This window comes from Streptomyces antibioticus (assembly GCF_002019855.1).
In the GTDB taxonomy this organism is placed as follows: domain Bacteria; phylum Actinomycetota; class Actinomycetes; order Streptomycetales; family Streptomycetaceae; genus Streptomyces; species Streptomyces antibioticus_B.
Genome location: NZ_CM007717.1, coordinates 5,395,993 through 5,416,289, shown reverse-complemented (window position 1 = coordinate 5,416,289; position 20,297 = coordinate 5,395,993). Strand labels below are relative to the sequence as shown.

General features: G+C 71.8%; 21 protein-coding genes. 9 read left to right on the top strand and 12 right to left on the bottom strand.

Going from position 1 to position 20,297, the window contains the following annotated elements; all coding sequences use genetic code 11:
* The first annotated feature begins 70 nt into the window (after window positions 1-70).
* The 3 genes from AFM16_RS24720 to AFM16_RS40160 all read left to right on the top strand — a co-directional run bounded on the left by AFM16_RS24720 (window position 71) and on the right by AFM16_RS40160 (window position 1,440).
* Window positions 71-580: a MarR family winged helix-turn-helix transcriptional regulator gene (locus AFM16_RS24720; protein ID WP_030783502.1), complete on the top strand. Its 510-nt coding sequence runs from the start codon at window positions 71-73 to the stop codon at window positions 578-580.
* A 105-nt stretch (window positions 581-685) separates the two neighbouring features.
* Window positions 686-1,195, top strand: a complete 510-nt coding sequence (locus AFM16_RS40165; RefSeq protein ID WP_078634649.1) for a sigma factor-like helix-turn-helix DNA-binding protein — start codon at window positions 686-688, stop codon at window positions 1,193-1,195.
* Window positions 1,192-1,440, top strand: coding sequence for a hypothetical protein (locus tag AFM16_RS40160; RefSeq protein WP_078634648.1), 249 nt, complete (start codon window positions 1,192-1,194; stop codon window positions 1,438-1,440). Before AFM16_RS40165 ends, AFM16_RS40160 begins: the two co-directional genes overlap by 4 nt.
* A gap of 14 nt (window positions 1,441-1,454) precedes the next feature.
* On the opposite strand, the gene AFM16_RS24705 is transcribed toward AFM16_RS40160, so the two are convergent.
* Window positions 1,455-2,612: a cystathionine gamma-synthase gene (locus tag AFM16_RS24705; protein ID WP_030783494.1), complete on the bottom strand. Its 1,158-nt coding sequence runs from the start codon at window positions 2,610-2,612 to the stop codon at window positions 1,455-1,457.
* Window positions 2,613-2,753: 141 nt separating this feature from the next.
* On the opposite strand from AFM16_RS24705, the gene AFM16_RS24700 reads away from it, so the two are divergent.
* Window positions 2,754-3,872: a hypothetical protein gene (locus tag AFM16_RS24700; protein WP_078634647.1), complete on the top strand. Its 1,119-nt coding sequence runs from the start codon at window positions 2,754-2,756 to the stop codon at window positions 3,870-3,872.
* An 83-nt stretch (window positions 3,873-3,955) separates the two neighbouring features.
* Here AFM16_RS24700 and msrA read toward each other — a convergent pair whose 3' ends face one another.
* The 4 genes from msrA to AFM16_RS24680 form a co-directional block, all read right to left on the bottom strand.
* Window positions 3,956-4,468, bottom strand: a complete 513-nt coding sequence (gene msrA, locus AFM16_RS24695) for a peptide-methionine (S)-S-oxide reductase MsrA (protein ID WP_030783488.1) — start codon at window positions 4,466-4,468, stop codon at window positions 3,956-3,958.
* 120 nt (window positions 4,469-4,588) lie between these two features.
* On the bottom strand, window positions 4,589-5,047 hold the full coding sequence (locus tag AFM16_RS24690; protein ID WP_078634646.1) for a DUF5707 domain-containing protein: 459 nt from the start codon (window positions 5,045-5,047) through the stop codon (window positions 4,589-4,591).
* 167 nt (window positions 5,048-5,214) lie between these two features.
* On the bottom strand, window positions 5,215-7,338 hold the full coding sequence (locus tag AFM16_RS24685) for a restriction endonuclease (RefSeq protein ID WP_179123307.1): 2,124 nt from the start codon (window positions 7,336-7,338) through the stop codon (window positions 5,215-5,217).
* Window positions 7,339-7,578: 240 nt separating this feature from the next.
* Window positions 7,579-8,376: a carbon-nitrogen family hydrolase gene (locus tag AFM16_RS24680; protein ID WP_078634644.1), complete on the bottom strand. Its 798-nt coding sequence runs from the start codon at window positions 8,374-8,376 to the stop codon at window positions 7,579-7,581.
* Window positions 8,377-8,567: 191 nt separating this feature from the next.
* Between AFM16_RS24680 and AFM16_RS24675 the strand changes: the two genes are divergently transcribed.
* Window positions 8,568-9,002, top strand: coding sequence for a hypothetical protein (locus tag AFM16_RS24675; protein ID WP_078634643.1), 435 nt, complete (start codon window positions 8,568-8,570; stop codon window positions 9,000-9,002).
* Between the two features lie 108 nt (window positions 9,003-9,110).
* Window positions 9,111-9,590, top strand: a complete 480-nt coding sequence (locus AFM16_RS24670) for an SRPBCC family protein (protein ID WP_078634642.1) — start codon at window positions 9,111-9,113, stop codon at window positions 9,588-9,590.
* A 25-nt stretch (window positions 9,591-9,615) separates the two neighbouring features.
* Here AFM16_RS24670 and AFM16_RS24665 read toward each other — a convergent pair whose 3' ends face one another.
* Entirely contained in the window at window positions 9,616-10,656 is a 1,041-nt protein-coding gene (locus AFM16_RS24665; RefSeq protein WP_078634641.1) for an NAD(P)-dependent alcohol dehydrogenase, read from the bottom strand.
* 173 nt (window positions 10,657-10,829) lie between these two features.
* On the opposite strand from AFM16_RS24665, the gene AFM16_RS24660 reads away from it, so the two are divergent.
* Window positions 10,830-11,735 carry a helix-turn-helix domain-containing protein gene (locus tag AFM16_RS24660; protein WP_030783467.1) on the top strand — a complete coding sequence of 302 codons (906 nt, stop codon included), beginning with the start codon at window positions 10,830-10,832 and terminating at the stop codon, window positions 11,733-11,735.
* 47 nt (window positions 11,736-11,782) lie between these two features.
* On the opposite strand, the gene AFM16_RS24655 is transcribed toward AFM16_RS24660, so the two are convergent.
* The 4 genes from AFM16_RS24655 to AFM16_RS24640 form a co-directional block, all read right to left on the bottom strand.
* The gene (locus tag AFM16_RS24655; protein ID WP_078634640.1) at window positions 11,783-12,469 is read right to left on the bottom strand and encodes an ABC transporter ATP-binding protein; all 687 of its coding nucleotides are present in this window, start codon (window positions 12,467-12,469) and stop codon (window positions 11,783-11,785) included.
* Window positions 12,470-12,543: 74 nt separating this feature from the next.
* Window positions 12,544-14,037 (bottom strand): ABC transporter permease, encoded by a 1,494-nt coding sequence (locus AFM16_RS24650; protein ID WP_078634639.1) that lies wholly within the window; start codon window positions 14,035-14,037, stop codon window positions 12,544-12,546.
* 156 nt (window positions 14,038-14,193) lie between these two features.
* Window positions 14,194-15,456, bottom strand: a complete 1,263-nt coding sequence (locus AFM16_RS24645; protein WP_078634638.1) for a L,D-transpeptidase — start codon at window positions 15,454-15,456, stop codon at window positions 14,194-14,196.
* A 227-nt stretch (window positions 15,457-15,683) separates the two neighbouring features.
* Complete coding sequence (locus AFM16_RS24640; RefSeq protein WP_030783456.1) at window positions 15,684-16,082, bottom strand: hypothetical protein; 399 nt, start codon at window positions 16,080-16,082, stop codon at window positions 15,684-15,686.
* 109 nt (window positions 16,083-16,191) lie between these two features.
* Here AFM16_RS24640 and AFM16_RS24635 point away from each other — a divergent pair, with 109 nt between their 5' ends.
* Together AFM16_RS24635 and AFM16_RS24630 are read left to right on the top strand one after the other, a co-directional pair.
* On the top strand, window positions 16,192-16,560 hold the full coding sequence (locus tag AFM16_RS24635; protein WP_063754118.1) for an LPXTG cell wall anchor domain-containing protein: 369 nt from the start codon (window positions 16,192-16,194) through the stop codon (window positions 16,558-16,560).
* A gap of 42 nt (window positions 16,561-16,602) precedes the next feature.
* Window positions 16,603-17,397 carry a hypothetical protein gene (locus AFM16_RS24630; protein ID WP_030783451.1) on the top strand — a complete coding sequence of 265 codons (795 nt, stop codon included), beginning with the start codon at window positions 16,603-16,605 and terminating at the stop codon, window positions 17,395-17,397.
* A gap of 58 nt (window positions 17,398-17,455) precedes the next feature.
* Here the strand turns inward: AFM16_RS24630 and hutH are convergent, their stop codons facing one another.
* Both hutH and AFM16_RS24620 read right to left on the bottom strand, forming a co-directional pair.
* Window positions 17,456-18,994, bottom strand: coding sequence for a histidine ammonia-lyase (gene hutH / locus AFM16_RS24625; RefSeq protein WP_078634637.1), 1,539 nt, complete (start codon window positions 18,992-18,994; stop codon window positions 17,456-17,458).
* A 92-nt stretch (window positions 18,995-19,086) separates the two neighbouring features.
* Complete coding sequence (locus AFM16_RS24620) at window positions 19,087-20,232, bottom strand: GGDEF domain-containing protein (protein ID WP_030783445.1); 1,146 nt, start codon at window positions 20,230-20,232, stop codon at window positions 19,087-19,089.
* Window positions 20,233-20,297: the final 65 nt, after the last annotated feature.

Sequence of the window (20,297 nt, the reverse complement as noted above, 5' to 3'; positions counted from 1 at the left end):
CGCGTACCCTGTCCCCCAACCAGCAGCCCTTTCATGAAGTGAGCCCCCGGCCATGCCCACAACACCTGAAATGTCGATGGACATGACGACCGTCGGTGACACCGGCCTTCTCGACACGCTTCAGCACGAGGTCGCGGTGTTCGCGCGCCGTGCCGAACAGACCCGGCTCGGCGGCGTGGGGCAGGTGCGGAACTCCATGGACCGTGCCGCGTACCTGCTGCTCAACCGCCTCGACAACGAAGGCCCGATGGGCGTCAAGGCGCTCGCCGCGAGCATGGGCATCGACTCCTCGACCGTCACCCGGCAGGTCGCCCCGCTCGTCGACACCGGCCTGGTCAAGCGCACCTCGCACCCCGAGGACGGGCGGGCCGTGGTGCTCCAGCTCTCCCCGCGCGGGCAGTCCCGGCTGGAGGAAGTGCGGTCCTCGCGCCGCCAGTTGATGGCCGAGCTGACCGAGGACTGGGCGCCGGAGGAACGCGAGGCGTTCTGCTCGCTCCTGACCCGCTTCAACACCGCCCTGTCGTCCAGGATGGCGGCCCAGGGCCTGCCCGGCGCGGACCCGGGGACCACGGCGTCGTAGCACGCGCGTGCGTGCGCGGCTCTTGACCGAAAGGCTGCGCCTGGCCTCATATGAGAGCGGGGTACGAGGGTTCCCAGGGGGTCGCCGTACGGCGGGAGGCTCGATGTGCGTGAGACGCGTGCGGTACGGGACGCCCGACGGGCCCGGGAGTTCGAGGCGTTCGTGGCCGGGGCGGGCGGCCGGCTGCTGCACACCGCGACCCTGCTGACGGCCGAGAGCGACCGGGACAACCCCCGCGCGCGGCGTCTGCTGACGCTCGCCCTCGCGCACACGTACGCGTGCTGGGACCGGCTGCGCGGCGAGGACCCCTACCACCACGCGCGCGTGCGTCTGGCGCTCCGCTTCGCGCACGGGGCCTGGCACCGGTACGCCGTCCTGCCGTTCGGCCGCGGCCGCCCGTCCGCCGTCGGCCCGCTGGCCGGGCTCACCCCGCGGGAACGGCTGATCCTGGTGCTGCGGCTCTACGAGGGGGTCGCCGAGGAGCAGGTGGCGGCACTGCTCGGACTGCCCGGGGAACATGTGCGCGCGGTCTGCGACCGGGCCACGGCGACCCTGCTGCACCCCCCGCGGGGACCGGCGCCCGCGCGCGTGGGGGCGGAGGTGACGGTCTCGTGAACCGGGCGCAGCGGGAGGCCGCCGTCCGCCGGATCATGGAGGGGACCGAGCCGCGCGTCCCGCCGGGTCTGCCCGCGGACGCCGTGCGCCGCGGCAGCCGGCTGCTGCGCCGCCGGGAGCTGGCCCTGCGGCTGATGTGGCTGCTGCTGTGCGCGGCGACGGTCGCGTTCACCGTCTGGGCGCTCGTCGCCCGGCCGTGGGTGGAGCCGCCGTCGGAGACGACCCCACCCCTCACCGGCTGGTGAATCGAGCCGGTGGGTTACTTGCCCAGCGCCTGCTGGAGGTCCTCGAGCAGGTCCTCGACGTTCTCGATGCCCACCGAGAGCCGCACCAGGTCCGCGGGGACCTCCAGCGCGGAACCGGCCACCGACGCGTGCGTCATCCGGCCCGGGTGCTCGATGAGGGACTCCACGCCGCCCAGGGACTCGCCGAGCGTGAACACCTTCGCGCGGTTGCAGACCTCGACCGCCGCCTCCTCGCCGCCGGTGACGCGGAAGGACACCATGCCGCCGAAGGACCGCATCTGCTTCGCCGCGACCTCGTGACCGGGGTGCTCGGGCAGGCCCGGGTACAGCACGCTCGTCACGCGCGCGTGCCGCGACAGCATGTCGGCGACCTTCGTGGCGTTCTCGCTGTGCCGGTCCATGCGCACCGACAGCGTCTTGGTGCCGCGCAGCACCAGCCAGGAGTCGAAGGGCCCGGCCACCGCGCCCATCGCGTTCTGGTGGTACGCCAGCTCCTCGCCGAGCGTCTCGTCGGCGGTGATCAGCGCGCCGCCCACGACGTCGGAGTGGCCGCCCATGTACTTGGTCAGCGAGTGCACGACGACGTCCGCGCCGAGCGACAGCGGCTGCTGGAGGTACGGCGTGGCGAAGGTGTTGTCGACGACCAGCTTCGCGCCCGCGTCCCGGGCGATCTGGGCGACGGCGGCGATGTCGGTGATGCCGAGCAGCGGGTTGGAGGGGGTCTCCACCCACACGGCCTTGGTCTTCGGGGTGATCGCGGCGCGTACGGCGGCCGGGTCGCTGGTGTCGGCGACCGACCATTCCACGCCCCAGCGGGCGACGACCTTGGCGAACAGCCGGAACGTGCCGCCGTAGGCGTCGTTGGGGATCACCACGTGGTCGCCGGGGCTGAGCAGCGTACGCAACAGGCAGTCCTCGGCCGCCAGTCCGGAAGCGAACGCGAGGCCCCGGCGGCCGCCCTCCAGGGCCGCGAGGTTCTCCTCCAGGGCGGTGCGGGTCGGGTTGGCGCTGCGGCTGTACTCGTAACCGCCGCGCAGACCGCCGACGCCGTCCTGCTTGTAGGTCGAGACCTGGTAGATCGGCGGGACGACCGCGCCGGTGAGGGGATCGGCGGTGTTGCCCGCGTGGATCGCCAGGGTCTCGAAGTGCTGACTGATGTGCCTGTCGCTCATGGGAACCGAGCGTAGTGCGCTCACGGGAGTGCTGCCGGACAGGGCGCCCGCGGGGCCTGCGACGGGAGTGTGTCCGAAGGGTTATCCACAGGCGGGGGGACGGGTTGGCCAATTGTCGGCGCGGTCTGGTTCGCTGGAGGCATGGAGATTCTCTGGGTCCTGATGGCGCTGGTCATGCTCGGCTTCGTGGTGGTGCCGCTGCTGCGGCGCAGGCGCGGCATGATCGCGCAGGTCCCGGCCGGCCACCCGGACGGCGCGGACCCGGCGACCTACGGCTTCGCGCGCACGGAGGAGCTGGACATCCGCATGCCCGGCCCCGACCACGACCTGCTGGACGTCCTGGACGTCGTCCAGCGCACCCAGGACTACCGCGCGGCGCAGCAGTTGCTGGCCGGTACGGAGATCGAGGGCGAGCTGCGCTGGCAGCGCGTCCAGGCGTTCGCCGGTGCGGCCGCACTGGAGCTCCGGCAGCGGCCCGGCGGGGTGAGCGAGACGCCGGGCGGCCAGTGGCTGCGGGTGTGGCGGACCGAGGCGCCCAAGGACCCCGGCGGTGCCGCGGTGCACGCCGAGTTCCTGGTGCAGCAGGCGTGGCGGACGTCCACGCCGGGCACCCAGGACTTCCGGATCATCATGGAGGAGGCGCGGGACGCGTGCGGTCAGGCGGCGCTGCTCGCCCCCGACGACCCGATCCCGTACATCGTCGAGCTGTCGGTGGCCCGTGGCCTGGACTACTCGCAGGCGGAGTTCGAGCAGCTCTGGCTGAAGATCCTGGACCGCGCCCCGGCGCACATGGGGGCGCATCTGGCGGCCCTGCACTACTGGTGCGAGAAGTGGCACGGTTCGCGCGCGCAGGCGTACGCGTTCGCGGAGGCGGCCGCGGCCCGCGCCCCGCAGGGCTCGCTGCTGGCGGCCATGCCGCTGTTCGCGGTCTTCGAGCATCTGCCCGAGGTGAACCTGGTCAGCGGCTTCTACCAGAGCGAGGTCGTCACCAAGGCGATCCACGGCGCGCTGTTCGCGGTGCACGCGGCCCGTCCCGACGACCCGATGCTGGCGCACGTGCGCCATCTGCTGGTGTTCTTCCTGGTCCGCTCCGAGCGCTGGGCGGAGGCCATGAACCAGCTCGTCCACGTCGACGGCCATGTGGGCGCCCTGCCGTGGACGCTCTCGGCCGACCCGGCCGCCGAGTTCGCCGTCTACCGCGCGCTGGCGGTGGCGGGCTACGAGGCGAACGGGGGCAGCCCGGCGACGCTGCCGCACTGATCCCGCCGACGGAAACGGGCCCGCCGGAGCGGGCCCGTCACGGCATTGCGCGGTCTGCCGTCAGTCTTCCGCGCGGTCTGCCGTCAGCCCTCCGCGCGGGCGGGCAGTCGCCACCCCGGGCGCGGGAAGTGGCAGGTGTAGCCGTCCGGGTAACGCTGGAGGTAGTCCTGGTGCTCGGGCTCGGCCTCCCAGAAGGGGCCGACCGGCTCCACCTCGGTGACGACCTTGCCGGGCCACAGCCCGGAGGCGTCCACGTCCGCGATCGTGTCCTCGGCGATCCGCTTCTGCTCGTCGTCCACGTAGTAGATCGCCGAGCGGTAGCTGAGGCCGATGTCGTTGCCCTGGCGGTTCTTGGTGCTCGGGTCGTGGATCTGGAAGAAGAACTCCAGCAGCGTCCGGTAGTCGGTCCGCTCGGGGTCGTAGAGGATCTCGATGGCCTCCGCGTGCGTGCCGTGGTTGCGGTAGGTCGCGTTCGCCACGTCACCCCCGGTGTATCCGACCCGGGTCGCCGTCACGCCCGGAAGTCGGCGGATCAGCTCCTCCATCCCCCAGAAGCATCCGCCGGCCAGTACGGCCCTCTGCGTCTGCGCCGCCATCACGGCCCCTCTCGCTCTTCGTCGTCCAGGTCTCTCGGGCCACGCCGTACGGGACCCACTGACCTCAACACACGAGGGCACCCGCCGATTCCGCGCCCCCGTCACCGGCTCTCCCCCGGCTCAGCGGACGGTGAAGCCGGCCGCCTCGGGGTCCAGCGTCGAGGTGCCGTCCTGCGCGGTGGCCAGGACGGCGACGTGCCAGCGGCCGCGCGGGGACGACGCGGCGTCGGCGCCGGTGACCTGCACGGTGTAGGAGCAGCGCACGGTGTCCTTGCCGGAGGGCGTGCAGTCGGCCCGCTCGGCGGCGGCCATGTCCGAGGGGGTCAGCTCCTTCTCGGCGAGCGACGAGTCCTCGGGCCAGGCCAGCACCTTCACGCTCTGCACCCCGGAGCCCGCCGTGACGTCGGTGACGAAGGACAGCGAACCCTCGCGGTCGCCGTCGGGCGCCGTGTAGCGGGCGGTGCCGCCCGCCAGCGTCGGCGCCTGCTCGCCCGCGTGGGCCAGAGCGAAGGCACCGGCACCGGCGCCGCCGAGGACGACAAGACCGGCGGCCACGGACAGGGCGATACGTCGGGACATGGAACTCTCCATCGGGCTCGGCACGAGAATCGGACCGGCGCACTCCCCGCGCCGCTACGCCGATCCTCGCCGCCCGACACGCCGCCGGGCATGGGCGCACATACTCAACCGGCCCTGAGTAGAACCCCCGGACACCTCGGACACCTCGGACACCTCGGACGCCCCGGCTAGTCCACCTCGATGCCGAAGTCCCCGACGAGTTCTCCCAGGCCGCCCGGGTATCCCTTGCCGCCAAGGACGAAGTCCCAGTCGCCGTTGGGCCGGTGGCGGAACGAGCCGAGGACCAGGGCGGTCTCGCCCGGCCGCCCGTCGGAGACCTCCAGTTGCCCCAGCTCCGCGAAGCTCGGGTCGAGGAGGCGGATACGGGCGTCGGTGAACCCGGCGAGGTCGGCGTCCGGGTCGGTCTCCGGGTCGACGGCGGCCACCAGGACGAGCCGGTCGGCCTCGGCGGGCAGTCCGTCGAAGGAGACGCAGATCGCCGCCTTGTCGGGAGGCGTCGCGGGCAGCGCGCGCACCGAGCCGTCCGGGGTCCGCGGGTTGTTGAAGAAGACGAAGTGGTCGTCGCTGAGGACCCGGCTGCCGCGGCAGACGAGGGCGCACACGTCCAGACCGACGCTCCCGGTCCACGACATGCCCAGGACGTTGTAGTCGGCCGGCAGCGGAGCGCCCGCCCCCGAGCCGGAGGCCGTGCGGGAGGCCGAATCAGAAGCCGAATCAGAAGCTGGCCCGGATGCCCCCGCCGGTGCCGGCGCCGTCCCCCGCCCGCCGCCCTCCCCCAGACGCCCCCGCAGACCGTGCCGATGCAGCAGGTCGACGAGTTCGGTCCCCGAGACGAGTTCCAGCGGCTTCCCGTTGGCGAAGGCGTGCGAGCCGGGGCCGAATTTCGACGTCGTCACGAGGACGCCCTTGTTGGCACCGGCGTCCTGCACGGTCCCGTACAGGTCCCGTACGGCCGTGGGCGGCACGGTGTTGCGGTACCGCTTCACCTGCACGACGATCTTGCCGCCCCGGATCGGTGCCGGGTCCCGGGCGTCGACGTCCACCCCGCCGTCGTTGGAGCGCTGAGTGGTCACCGCCTGCATCCCCATGGCCCGGAAGAGATCGGCGACGAGGTCCTCGAAGGCGACCGGGTCCATGGCGAACAGGTCCGGCTCCTCGTCGCCGCCGTGGGCGACGACCCGGTTGCCGACGTCGTCCGGCCGTCTGCCGGGCCGTACCGGGGCGAGCTGGTCCGGCCGGGCCGAGAGCTGGCCGCGCAGGGCGTCGGTCAGGCAGCCGACCGCGTCCACCTGGGCGAGGTGCAGACCGTCGAACGTGGAGCGCGCGACCATGACGGTCGCGAGGACGAAGCGTCCCGGGCGGCCCGTCGTGGGGTCGTGGCCGTCGACGAAGCCGTTCAGGGTCACCGATTCGAGGGCGCCCAGCTCGCCGTCCGCCGTGAACAGCTCGTGCAGCACGAGCAGCACGCACTGGGCCAGCGCCTCCCGGTACAGGGCCCGGCGCTGGGCGGCCGGGCGGGGCACGTCCTTGTCCTGGTCGGACCCGACCAGGTACCGGACGGCCTTCGCCTCCGGCACGATGCCGAGCGCGGGCAGCTCCCAGTCCAGGACGAGCTGCCGGGCCGCCGGGTCGTAGGCCGCGGCCACCTGGCGCGGGAAGTCCTGCGGCCACGCCGTCGAGGCGTAGAGGGCGGCGGAGAGGTACTCGATCACCGAGTCGGGGTCCTGGCGCCGCATGCCGTCGGTCAGCGCGGCGACCCCGGCGTTGTGCCGCCGCACCTCGGCCAGTCGGGCGTCGGCCCACTCCTGGTACTCCCGCTGGTACGACGCCAACTGCTGCTGCCGCCGGGCCTCGGCGGCCTGGGCGGTCTGCCAGTCCCGTTCGAAGCGCGCCCGTGCCTCGGACTGCGCCTGCTGGCGGCGGCTCGCGGTCCAGCCACCCTGGGCCTGGTAGTGCTGGAAGTCCGGCATGGGCACCGGCTGCGCCAGGGCGCCGGGGGCGAACGGCTCGACCACCTCGGGCCGCAGGAGCGAGGCGACCTGGAACGCGGGAGCGCGGCAGCCCGCGGCGAGGAGCCCCTGCAACGCCGTGACCTGCGCGTCCAGTTCCTCCGTACGACGGATCGCCTCCGCCTGGCGGTACTCGCGGTGGCTCTGGGCGGCCCGGCGCTGATAGGCCCGCGCCTCCCGCTCCTGGTGTCTGCGCCGCCTGGCCTCGGCCTCCAGCTCGCGCTGCTGCTGGCGTTGCATCTCGGCCCAGACCCCGACGAAACCGGTAGAGCGACGACTCATGTGCTGCAGGCCCTCCCCAGGACGTCGGCAGCCGGAAATCACCGTGATGGCCCCCCACCCGGTGTGACGAGCCGACTCTATCCAGCGATCGCCGCTTCGCACATCCACTCGGCGAAGGCGGTCCGCCCCTCCGATCCGCGCAGGTCGACGTCCCTGTGACACCACGCGGTCACCGTGCCGCCCGGGTCACCACACCCGCCCGGGTCACCGCACCCGCCTGAGTCACCGCGCCCGCCCGCGTCACCGCGCCGCCGGGGCCGTGATGCCGAGGACGCGGTCGTGGAGGACGGGGAGTTCCGTGCGGATGCGGGTGACCTCGGACATGTCGAGGTCCGCGGTGAGCGTCTCCTGGTCCGGGCCGGCCTCGGCGAGGACGGTGCCCCAGGGGTCGACGACGACGCTGTGCCCTGCCTGGTGGATGCCGCTGTGGGTGCCGGCGGCGCAGCAGGCCAGCAGGAAGACCTGTTCCTCCAGGGCCCTGGTGCGGGTGAGGAGCCGCCAGTGCATGAGGCGTGCCGCGGGCCAGGCGGCGGGTATCACGATCAGCTCCGCGCCCGCGTCGATCAGGCCCCGGAAGAGCTCCGGGAAGCGCAGGTCGTAGCAGATGGCGAGGCCGACGACACCGAAGTCGGTGGGGACGGTGACCACGTCGTCGCCGCCGCCCATCAGGGTCGCCTCGCCGGTGTCGAAGCCGTAGCGGTGGATCTTGCGGTAGCGGCCGCGCAGCTCGCCGTTCCGGTCGAAGAGCAGGGCGGTGTTGTACAGCGTGCCGTCCGCGTCCCGTTCGACGATCGATCCGGCGTGCAGCCAGGCCCCGGCCTGCCGGGCGGCGGCGGACAGGGCGACGGCCGTGGGGCCGTCGACGCTCTCGGCCTCGCGGTCCCAGCCGTCGTAGGACCAGGCGCCGGCCGTCCACAGCTCCGGCAGGACCACCAGATCGTCGCCCGCCCGGTCGCGGACCAGGGAGGCCGCTCGGTGACGGCGTTCTTCGGCGGACTCCGACGCGTCCACGGACAACTGGATCAGCGAGGCTCGCATGGCTGTCACCTCCGGGACCGCCGTCGCACGGGGCGCGCGGTCCGGTCCGAGGGAACCCCTTCCCCTACGAGCCTAAGGACGACGAGCGGCCTCCCGCACGTCCCGGACTCCGGGGGAACCGGCCGGTGACGGCCGCCACCAGCGGATATGGCAGGGTGAGCCGACACTTTCAAGATCTCTGGAGTACGTCCGTGAACGGAAAGCGCCGCCGCCTCCTCCTGGCTGCCGTCACCCCCCTGCTGGAGCCCGGGGAGCAGGTCGAGGTGACGACCATCGTCAACCTGAGTTCCGTCACGGTGCGCCGTACGGCGGCCTTCGCGGCGGCCTCGGCGATCCTGAGCGCGGGCGCGATGGCGGTGGTCCCGGTGCCGACGCCGATGTACCTGGCGATGACCGACCGGCGCCTCTTCGTGTTCCGGGCCAACCCGACCTTCGCCCGGCCGGAGGAGCACCTGATGACGATCCCGCGCGCGGGGCTCGTCCGCACGGAGATCAAGGAGCGGATCCTGAACTCGTCCTTCGTCGTGTCGTCGGGGGCGGGCGAACAGGGCCTGAAGATCATCTTCCCGCTGCTCGGCCGCAAGGAACGCGACCTGATAGCGGCCGCGCTGCCCCTGGCCGGCTGACCGGTCGGCTGAGCTGTCGGCCGGGCTGCCGCCTGGGCCGTCGGCTGGGCTGTCGGCTGAGCTGTCGGCTGAACGGCGATTGTCGGTGCCCGGTGCTTTCATGGAGGCATGGGAAGCAGGAGCGTCGCCGTCGAGCGTCTCGTCGGGGCCGGGCAGGGGGCCGTGTGGGAGGCGCTGACCGATCTGCGCGGGATGGAGCGGGTGCTCAGCGGCGTCACGAAGGTCGAGGTGCTCACCGACGGGGCGTTCGGTGTGGGGACCCGCTGGCGTGAGACCCGCCGGATGTTCGGCAAGGACGCCACCGAGGAGATGTGGGTGACGGTCAGCGTGCCGCCCGAGCGGTACGTGGTCGAGGCCGAGTCGCACGGATCCCGGTACGTCTCGGCCTGGGACCTGACCCCGGCGGGCCCCTCGGCGACGACCGTGCGCATGACGTTCTCCGCCACCCCGACCGGCGGGGTGAGCGGCCTGCTCGCCAAGCTGATGGGCGGGCTGGGCGAGCGGGCGGTGCGCAAGGCCATCGCCAAGGACCTCGCCGACGTCGCCGCGGCGGTCGAGGGCCGCGGCGCGTCTGAAGGACCTGCCTGATCTCAGATCAAGGACCGTCCTGACCTCAGATCGTCGCCGCGTCGATCACGAACCGGTAGCGGACATCGCTCGCCAGCACCCGCTCGTACGCGTCGTTGATCTCCTGCGCGCCGATCAGCTCGATCTCCGCGCCGATGCCGTGCGCCGCGCAGAAGTCCAGCATCTCCTGGGTCTCCCGGATGCCGCCGATGCCGGAGCCGGCCAGCGTCTTGCGGCCGCCGATCACGGAGAACAGGTTGAGGGCGACGGGCTCCTCGGGCGCGCCGACGTTCACGAACGCGCCGTCCGTCTTCAGCAGCGACAGATAGGCGTCGAGGTTCAGCGGCGCCGACACCGTCGACAGGATGAGGTCGAAGGTGCCCTTCAGGTCCTTGAACGTCCGCTCGTCGCCGGTGGCGTGGTAGTGGTCGGCGCCCAGCTTCAGGCCGTCCTCCTTCTTGCGCAGCGTCTGGGACAGCACCGTCACCTCGGCGCCGAGCGCGTGGGCGATCTTGACGCCCATATGGCCGAGGCCGCCCAGGCCGACGATCGCGACCTTCTTGCCGGGACCGGCGTTCCAGTGCCGCAGCGGGGAGTACGTGGTGATGCCGGCGCAGAGCAGCGGCGCGGCCTCGTCCAGCGCCAGGGTGTCGGGGATGCGCACGACGTAGTTCTCGTCGACGACGATCTTCTGGGAGTAGCCGCCGTAGGTGGGCTCGCCGTCCTTGCCGACCGCGTTGTACGTACCGACGCCGCCGCCGGTGCAGTACTGCTCCAGGCCGGCCGCGCAGTTGTCGCACGCACGGCAGGAGTCGACCAGGCAGCCGACGCCGACCCGGTCGCCGACGGTGAACTTCGTGACGCCGGGGCCGACCTCGGAGACGACGCCGGCGATCTCGTGGCCGGGGACCATCGGGAAGATCGCCTCGCCCCAGCCCTCGCGGGCCTGGTGGATGTCGGAGTGGCAGATGCCGGCGAACTTGATGTCGATCAGGACGTCGAACTCACGGACCGCGCGACGCTCGATCGTCGTGCGCTCCAGCGGTGCCTTGGCTGCGGGTGCGGCGTACGCGGCAACGGTGGTCATGCCGGGGTCTCCTAGCGGGGGGGGGTTGCGGTCCGGTCCGTCGTCGGACCGGGTACGGCGTCCAGCCTGCCCGCCGCCGCCCGCCTCACCCAGCCCACGCCTTTGCGTACGACTGCCGTGCCTACCACTGGCAAGGTCAGGTTGACGGTCGTACGACCGTGAATACTGGACGTATGGACGAACAGCCCGGACTGTCCGGCGCGCCCCTGGACCGGCGGGCCGAGCTGAGCGAGTTCCTGCGCACCCGGCGGGCCCGGCTGAAGCCGGAGGACGTCGGCCTGCCGGACTTCGGCAGGCACCGGCGGGTGCCCGGACTGCGGCGCGAGGAGCTGGCGCAGTTGGCCGGGGTGTCGGTGGCGTACTACACGCGCCTGGAGCAGGGCAACGGGCGGAACGTGTCGGCGGAGGTGCTGGACTCGATCGCGCGGGCGCTGCGGCTGACCGACGCCGAGCACGCGCACCTGACGCATCTGGCGAAGCCGAAGCACAAGAAGAAGCACACCGCGCGGCCGCAGCATGTGCGGTCGGGGCTGCGGCAGTTGCTGGACACCATGGACGGTGTGCCCGCGTACGTCGTCGGCCGGCGCGCGGAGATCCTGGCCTGGAACCGGATGGCGGCGGCGGTCTTCGGCGACTGGGCGGAACTGCCCGTGGCCGAACGGAACTGGGCCCGGCTGGTCTTCCTGGACCCCGGCTACCACGAACTGTTCGTCGACTGGGAGCAGAAGGCGATCGACATCGTCTGCGCGCTGCGCATGGACGCCGGCTGCTACCCCGACGATCCGCGGCTGTCCGCGCTCGTCGGGGAGCTGTCCGTCAAGAGCGAGGACTTCCGGCGGCTGTGGGCGACCCATGACGTCAAGGAGAAGAGCCACGGCGTGAAGCGGCTGCGGCATCCGCTGGTGGGCGAACTCTCCCTGAACTTCGAGGGGTTCCGGCCGGCGGGCGACGGCGACCAGACGATGTGGGCGTACCACGCCGAGCCGGGTTCGGCGTCGGCGGAGGCGCTGCGGCTGCTGGCCAGTTGGGGGACGGACGCGACCCGGGCGGGGTCCCAGACCCAGACCCCGTCCCCCTGACCGCGCACCGGCCCCCGCCTGCCTGAAAAGGCCCCCGTACGACCGGCTCAGGCCGCCCCCGCGTTCTCCTTCACCGTGATCTTCCCCTTGCGGATGGTGGCGAGGCGCGGGGCCTTCCTCGCGAGGGAGGAGTCGTGGGTGACCATGATGAAGGTCAGCCCGTGCTCCTTCCACAGTCCCTCCAGCACCTCCATGATCTCGTCGCGCATGCCCTCGTCGAGGTTGCCGGTGGGCTCGTCGGCGAGGAGCACCTTCGGCTTCTTCACCAGCGCGCGGGCGATCGCGACGCGCTGCTGCTGGCCGCCGGACATCTCGGACGGCAGATGCCCGAGGCGTTCGCCGAGGCCGACGGAGCGCAGCGCCTCGGCGGCCCGCTCGCGCCGCTCCTTGACCTTGACACCGAGCGGGACGAGTGCGGTCTCGACGTTCTCCTGCGCGGTGAGCGTCGGGATGAGGTTGAAGGACTGGAAGACGAAGCCGATGTTCTCGCTGCGCACCTTGGTCAGCCTGGCCTCGGACAGCTTGGCCAGATCGGTGCCGTCGAGAACGATCTCGCCCTCGGAGGGCCGGTCCAGGCCGCCCAGCATCTGGAGCAGGGTGGACTTGCCGCCGCCGGTGGGGCCCTGGATGACGAGCCGGTCGCCGTCGGCGATGGTCAGGTCGACGCCGTCGAGCGCGTGGACGGTGCCCTTGCCGCGGGTGTAGCGCTTGGTGACGCCTCTGAGTTCGTACATGGGGAGAACAACTCCTGGTGTGGGTGAGGGGGTCGGCTGCGCGACGCGCCTGCTCGACGGGCTGTTCGACGCGCCTACTCGACGCGGCGCAGCGCGTCCGCGGGCCGCAGCCGGGAGGCGCGCCAGCCGCCGAACGCCCCCGCGATCAGACCGCCGGCGACGGCGAGGCCGACGGCCGTCACCACGGTGGTCACGCTGACGGGCGCGGTGAGCGCCACATCGAGCGTCTTGGACGCCGCCTCACGCGCGGGGCCGCCGAAGCCGCCTCCGCCGCCCGGACCGCCCATTCCGCCGGAGCCGCCCTGGCCGCCGCCCCCGCCGCTGCCGAGCTGGGCCTGGAGGGTGGGGCTGACGGCGGTGACGGCGTAGGCGCCCGCGAGGCCGAGGGCGATACCGAGGGCGCCGCCGAGCAGACCGTTGACCATGGCCTCACCGACGACCTGCCGGGTGACCCGGCCGGACTTCCAGCCCAGCGCCTTCAGCGTGCCGAACTCGCGGACCCGGCGGGAGACCGCCGAGGAGGTCAGCAGCCCTGCGACCAGGAACGCGGCGACGAGGACCGCGATGGACAGCCACTTGCCGACGTTGGTGGCGAGGGAGGAGGCGGTGGAGAGGGAGCCGGAGACGGTGTCGGCGAGGTCGGCGGAGGTCGTCACCGTCGTACCGGAGACGTTCTTCTGGATGGTCGACTTGACGCTGTCGATCTGCTGGGAGTCGGTCGCCTTGACGTAGATCGTGGTGACCTTGTTCTTCGAGTCGCTGAGGGTCTGCGCCCGGGCCAGCGGGATGTAGACGTTGGCGGCGGAGTCGCCGCTGTCGGCGGTGGCGACGCCGATCACCTTGAACTTGACGCTCTTGACGGTGATCGTCGAACCGACCTTGAGCTTCTTCTCCTTGGCGTACGCCGAGTCGACCACGGCGACCTTGCCGTCGGTCTCGGCGGAGGTGAAGGTACGGCCGCTGGTGATCTTGGAGGAGGTCAGCGGGCCCAGGTCGGGCCGGGTGACGTCGGTGCCGAAGACGGAGTAGCTGTTGACGTCGAAGTCGGCGCCGCCGCCGCGCACTTCGCCCTGCGGCTGACCGTTGCCGCCGGCCCCGCCGGGGCCGCCCTGGCCACCGCCGCCGTTGCCGCCGTTGCCGTCCTGCTGGAACTCGCCGCGGGTGAACTGGCCGCTGACCTTGAGGACCTGGAGGCTCAGTCCGCCCACCGCGTCGGAGACGCCGTCCTGCTTGCCGACCTTGGTGACGGTCGACGTGGACAGGGTCTGGAAGCCCTGGACCATCACCCGGTCGGTGCTCTGCTCCTCGTCGGAGTCGCCGTCCCGCGCGTCGAACTGGAAGCGCGGCCGGTCGGAGGCGCTCGCGGTGGGCGAGGCGGCCTTGGTGACCGTCATGTCCGTGCCCAGGCCGTAGAGGGACTGGAGGACCTTGTCCTGGGCCTTCCCCATGCCGGAGGACACGGAGGAGACCACGATGACCAGCGCGATGCCCAGCGCGAGCCCGGAGGCGACGACGAGGGCCGCCTTTCTGCGGCGGCGCAGTTCGCGCCTCAGGTAGGTGAAGAACATGCGCCGCAAGGTAGGCACGGCGCGTGATGACTGGATAAGGCGCGGATAAGAGCGGGATGAGAAGGCTGTGACGGGCCCCGGAAACACCGATGCCGCCCCTGAGGGCGGCACCGGAAAGCTGTGGATCCTCGGGATCCTCGGAGGGTCCGGAAGGCTCTAGACGGCCGAACCGGCCTTCCACTGGGCCCAGTCCATGTTCCAGCCGTTGAGGCCGTTGTCCGGGGAGACCGTCTTGTCGCCGGTGTTCTGGACGACCACGACGTCACCGACGATGGAGTTGTCGAAGAACCACGCGCCCGGCGTGCTCTTGTCGTTGGCGCCCTTGGTGTCGGACAGGCCGACACAGCCGTGGCTGGTGTTCACCGAGCCGAAGATGGACTTCGCGCCCCAGTAGTTGCCGTGCACGAAGGTGCCCGAGGTGGTCAGGCGCATGGCGTGCGGGACGTCCTTGATGTCGTACTCGCCCTTGCCGTCGTCGTCGGTGAAGCCGACCGTCGCGCCGTTCATCCGGGTCTCCTTGAACTTCTCGGAGATCACCATCTGGCCTTCGTACGTCTTGTTGTCGGGCGAGCCCGCGGAGATCGGGATGGTCCGGACCGTCTTGCCGTCCTGCGTGACCTTCATCTGCTTGGTCTTCGCGTCGACATAGGTGACCTGGTTGCGGCCGATCTTGAAGGTGACCGTCTTCTGCTGGACGCCGACCACACCGGCCGCGCCCTCGACGCCGTCGAGGTCCAGCTTCAGGGTGACGGTGGAGTCCTCCTGCCAGTAGTCCTCGGGACGGCAGTCCATGCGCGTCGTGGAGAACCAGTGGCAGACGACTTCCTGGTTGCTGCTGGTGGTGACCGAGACGCCCTTCTGCACGGCCGCCTTGTTGGTGATCTCCTTGTTGAAGTTGATGGAGACCGGCATGCCCACGCCGACGGTCGAGCCGTCCTCGGGCGTGAAGTTGCCTATGAAGCTGTTGTCCGGGGAGACCGTGGTGAAGGAGGCGTTCTCGTGGGCCTCCAGGCCCTTGGAGTCCTTCGCGGTCGCCGCGAGCTTGTAGGTCGTCGAGCGCTCGAGCTGGGCGCTCGGCTTCCAACTGGTCTTGTCGGCGGAGAGGGTGCCCTCGACGGCGGTGCCGTCCGAGGTGGTCATCTTCACCTCGGTGAGCGTGCCCTTGCTCACGGTGACGGTCGCGGAGTTGTTGATGGAGGCGTTGTCGGAGCCGTCCTTGGGCGTGATCTTGATCTGCGCCTCGGAGGACTTCTGCGCGGCCGCCTCGTCGGCCCTGGCCTGGGAAGACCTGTCGCCGCCGTCGGACGCGCTGCTGTCACCGCTGGAACACGCAGAGAGCACCAGAACACCGCCGAGCAGTGCGGACGCGGTCATCAGACCCCGGCGCCGCCTACTGTCCGTCATCACACGCTTCTCCATCGTTGCCGATTTCCCGAACCCCGAGAGTCCCCGTCAAGAGCTTCAACGCTACGACCGGTTCGTCCCGTTCCACATTGTCCCAAGGTGTGGGGCATGCCACGTCCGCGGGGCGGTGGGCCGCCCGGGGCGGGTGGCGCGGGTGATGCGGGTGCCGGTCGGTGCGCCCACTGAGACGACGTGACCCCGGGTGGCGGTTGCCGTCCGGGGTCACGATTTCCCCAAGACGATCAGCCGGCGCCGCCCGCGCGCGGGTCCTCGCCGTCCTCGTCGACATCTTCGTCCACGTCATCCTCGTCGACATCATCGTCGTCCAGGTCCCAGTCCGGCGAATCGGGGTCGTGGTCGATGCGTTCGCTGGACCAGGACGCCTGTTGGAGTTCCACCCCGGGCACCTCGCCGACCAGGTCGAACGGGTCGACCAGGGAGGCGAGCGCCTCGGCGGTGTCTTCCGTCACAGCGCTCGCGGCCTGGGCCTGCTCCGCCTCCGGGATCCGCGGGCCGTCGGGATCCTCGGCGTCCCTGGCGATCCGCTCCAGCGCGGCCCGCGCCACGGCGTCCTCGTCATGAATTTCCAGGACCAGTTCAACGCGAAGCCGGACAAATCGTGATGTCTTTTCAGTGCTCATGCCCGGAGCGTACGGCTGGTTCGTCCCGCAACTTTCCCGCGACCCGCGCCTTTCATTAGCATCGGGCCACACGGCCAATTCGCCAGCGCCACAAGGGGATCGATATTCCGTGTCATCCGCTCGCCGCCCGTTGCTGACCGCCACCGCCGCGGGAACCCTCCTGGGTGCCCTGTGGTTCGTCCCGTCCGCCAACGCGTCCCAGGACGCCCCGGCCAGAACGGAGACGACGACGCAGGTCACCACCCAGGCGCGCGCCGCGTCCACGACGACGTCCACGACATCGACGAGCACGGTGTCCGACACCTCGGCAGGCACGGCGACCGTCACGGACGCCACCACGACGACGGACGACGGCACCCGCCTCGCCGACACCGGAAGTTTCGACACCACGCCCTACGTCGTGGGCGGAACGTCGCTGCTCGCCCTGGGTGCCGGATTCGTCGTGTATTCCGTTCGCCGGGAACGTCTCGGATTTTGAATTGACTTGACTGTTTGTTGACAGCCCATTCATAGTCCGCTCATGAAGAGATCATCGGGGGCGCGGCTGTGCGCCACTGCCGCGGTGGGCGCGCTGTCGCTCGCGCTCGTGACGGGTTGTGGATCGTCGGACGAGGGGTCGAAGGACTCCGGGGGCTCGAAGGGTTCCTCCTCCTCGTCGGCCGCGGCGTCGGACGCGAAGGCGCTGACCACGGCGGAGCTGAAGAAGCTGCTGCTGGCCCAGGGCGAGCTGAAGGGGTACAAGGTCGGCTCGGGGGAAGAGACCGCCGCGTCCTCCAAGTCCGCGGTGAAGGTGGACAAGGCGGAGTGCGCTCCGATGGCCTGGGCCACGAACGGGCTGCCCCCGGGCGACACGGACGCGAACGCCACCAACAGCCTCACGGAGGACAAGGCGTCGGACGCCCCCACCTCGCTGGAGGATGTCAGCGAGGCGGACATCGAGGGCGCGTTCAACGTCACCATCACGTACGTGGGCCTGTCCTCGTACGAGGGTGACGGCGCCGAGAAGACCATCAAGACCCTGTCCGACGGGGTGACGGCCTGTGCCGGCGGGTACGGCTTCACGACCGACGGGGAGACCTCGAAGGTCACCAAGGTCGCCGCGGAGAAGGGGTCCGGTCAGGGCGACGAGTCGGTGGCGTTCATCCAGGAGGTCGACGTGGAGGGCCAGACGATCAGCGCCCACACCGAAGTGGTGCGCAAGGGGAACACCCTCGCCACGTTCTTCACGATGGACCTCGCCGCGCTCGCCAAGGGCGGCGAGATGAGCGACGTCCCGGCGGCCGTGATCGACGCGCAGGTCGCCAAGCTCAAGTAGCCCACCGCACATACAGAAGGGCCCTGCCGTCCCCGGACGGCAGGGCCCTTCAACTGTCCTACCGCAGCGGTCCGGTGACCGTCTCCGCCGCCGCGACCAGACGCCCGTCGCGCACGAACGCGTCCGCCGCCGCGAGGTCCGGGGCGAGGAAGCGGTCCGGACCCGGGCCCTGGACGCCCGCCTCACGTACGGCCGCGATGACGGCCCGGGTCGCGGGCGCCGGGGTGAGGCCCTCGCGCAGCTCCACGCCGCGGGTGGCGGTGTACAGCTCGACGGCGAGCACGCGCGTGAGGTCGTCGACGGCCGTGCGCAGCTTGCGCGCCGCCGACCAGCCCATGGAGACGTGGTCCTCCTGCATCGCGGAGGACGGGATGGAGTCCGCGGAGGCCGGGACGGCGAGCCGCTTCAACTCGCTGACCAGCGCGGCCTGTGTGTACTGGGCGATCATCAGGCCGGAGTCGACACCGGCGTCGTCGGCGAGGAACGGCGGCAGGCCGTGGCTGCGGTTCTTGTCCAGCAGCCGGTCGGTGCGCCGCTCGGCGATGGAGGCGAGGTCGGCGACGGCGATCGCGAGGAAGTCGAGGACGTAGGCGACCGGCGCGCCGTGGAAGTTGCCGTTGGACTCCACGCGTCCGTCGGGCAGCACCACGGGGTTGTCGACGGCGGCGGCCAGTTCGCGTTCGGCGACCAGGCGGGCGTGGGCGATCGTGTCGCGGCCGGCGCCGGCGACCTGCGGGGCGCAGCGCACCGAGTAGGCGTCCTGGACGCGGGGCGCGTCGTCCTGGTGGTGGCCGGTCAGCTCCGAACCGGCGAGCACGGCGAGCATGTTGGCGGCGGAGTCGCCCTGCCCGGGGTGCGGGCGGATGGCGTGCAGTTCGGGGGCGAGGACCCGGTCGGTGCCGAGCAGGGCCTCCAGGGAGAGGGCCGCGGTGATGTCGGCCGACTTGTAGAGGCGGTCCAGGTCGGCGAGGGCCATGATCAGCATGCCGAGCATGCCGTCGGTGCCGTTGAGGAGGGCGAGGCCCTCCTTCTCGCGCAGTTCGACGGGCTCGATGCCGTGCGCGGCGAGCAGGTCGCCGGCGGGCGCCACGACGCCGTCGGGGCCCTCCGCGTCGCCCTCGCCCATCAGGGTCAGGGCGCAGTGCGAGAGCGGCGCCAGGTCGCCGGAGCAGCCGAGGGAGCCGTACTCGTGGACGACGGGGGTGATGCCGGCGTTCAGGATGTCGGCCATGGTCTGCGCGACCTCGGGCCGTACGCCGGTGTGTCCGGAGCAGACCGTCTTCAGGCGCAGGAACATCAGCGCGCGGACGACCTCGCGCTCCACCCGCGGTCCCATGCCGGCGGCGTGCGAGCGGACGATGTTGCGCTGGAGCTGGGTGCGCAGTTCCTGGCTGATGTGCCGGGTGGCGAGAGCGCCGAACCCGGTGGAGACGCCGTAGACCGGGTCGGGCTTGGCGGCCAGGGCGTCCACGATCCCGCGGGCCGCGGCGAGGGCGGCGACCGCCTCCCCGGACAGTTCGACGCGGGCCCCGCCACGCGCCACGGCGAGCACGTCGGACGCCGTCACGCCGGACGTCCCCACCACCACAGTGTGCATATCCATATTCAGGAGCGTAGGCGGTGAAGACGAAGATGTCACCAGTGGGACCCGGGTTCGCCCCTTACCGACGCGTCACACCCGTACCGCCGTCAGGACCGGCCCCGGAACCGGCGGCGCTCGGCCGCCTGCTCGCGCGGCGGCTCGTCGGCGAGGCGTACGACGGGGTCGTCGGGCCCCTCCCGGCCCGCGACGACCGGCCGGGAGGGGCCCCGTATCGCCTTGGCCCGGTACTGGGCGGCGTCGGCGAGCCGGAAGAGCCGGCGGGCCGAGCGGACCGGCCCGATCGGGTCCTCGGTGGAGGCGACCCCGCAGGCCACGCCCTCGCCCAGCTCCAGTTCGTCGGCGCGGCGGCAGAGTTCGCCGGCCACCTTGACCACGGCGTCGGCGGGCGGCCCGGCCGCCAGCAGACAGAACTCGTCGCCGCCGAGCCGTGCGGCCAGGGCGCCCGGCAGCATCGCGCCGCACAGCGACAGCACCGAGCCGAAACGTTCCAGCAGGCGGTCGCCGACCGCGTGCCCCCGGGTGTCGTTGACCCGCTTGAGCCCGTTGAGGTCGCAGACCACCAGGCTGACGACCGTGCCGTCCGCCCGGTGCCGCTCGATCGCCTCCTCCAGCCGTACGTCGACGGCGCGGCGGTTGGCGAGACCGGTGAGGGCGTCGGTGAAGGCCAGCCGCCGGGCCTCCTCGAGACGCTCGGTCTGGGCGATCCCGGCGGCCACGACGGCGGCCAGGACGGTGGCGAAGTCGGCGTCGGCCCGCGCGAAGACCACGGCGCCGGCCGCACGGGCCACGTACAGCTCGCCCCAGGCGCGGCCGTGCAGCACGATCGGCGCGACCACGCAGGAGCCGCGGCCCCGGCGGCGCAGGGCGGCGACCCGCTGGTGGCAGTAGCCGGGCCGGCCCGCGGCGGGGCCCTGGGCCGTCTCCACCCAGGCGTCGGGCTCGCCGCCGGACGCCCAGCGCTCGTGCAGGAACTCGGTGATCTCGGGGAACTGGTGGACCGGGTACGCCTCGTCCTCCGGGAACTCGTCCTCGCCGGCGGCGCGGTCGCCCACGTTCACCAGGACCCGCAGCCGGCCCAGATCGCGCTCCCACACCGAGAGCGCGGCGAAGCCGCCGTCCAGGGCCCGGCACGCGCCGAGCGCCGCGGCACGCCACGACTCCCGGGGCGTGCGGGCCGCCGCCATCCCCTGTGCCAGCTCCACCACGGCCGCGAGGCGTCTGTCCTCACCCATCTCCCCAGGTTAGGGACATTCGCCGCGAAAGGTGACGTCAGAAAGTCACCCGCCGTGACCGGCCG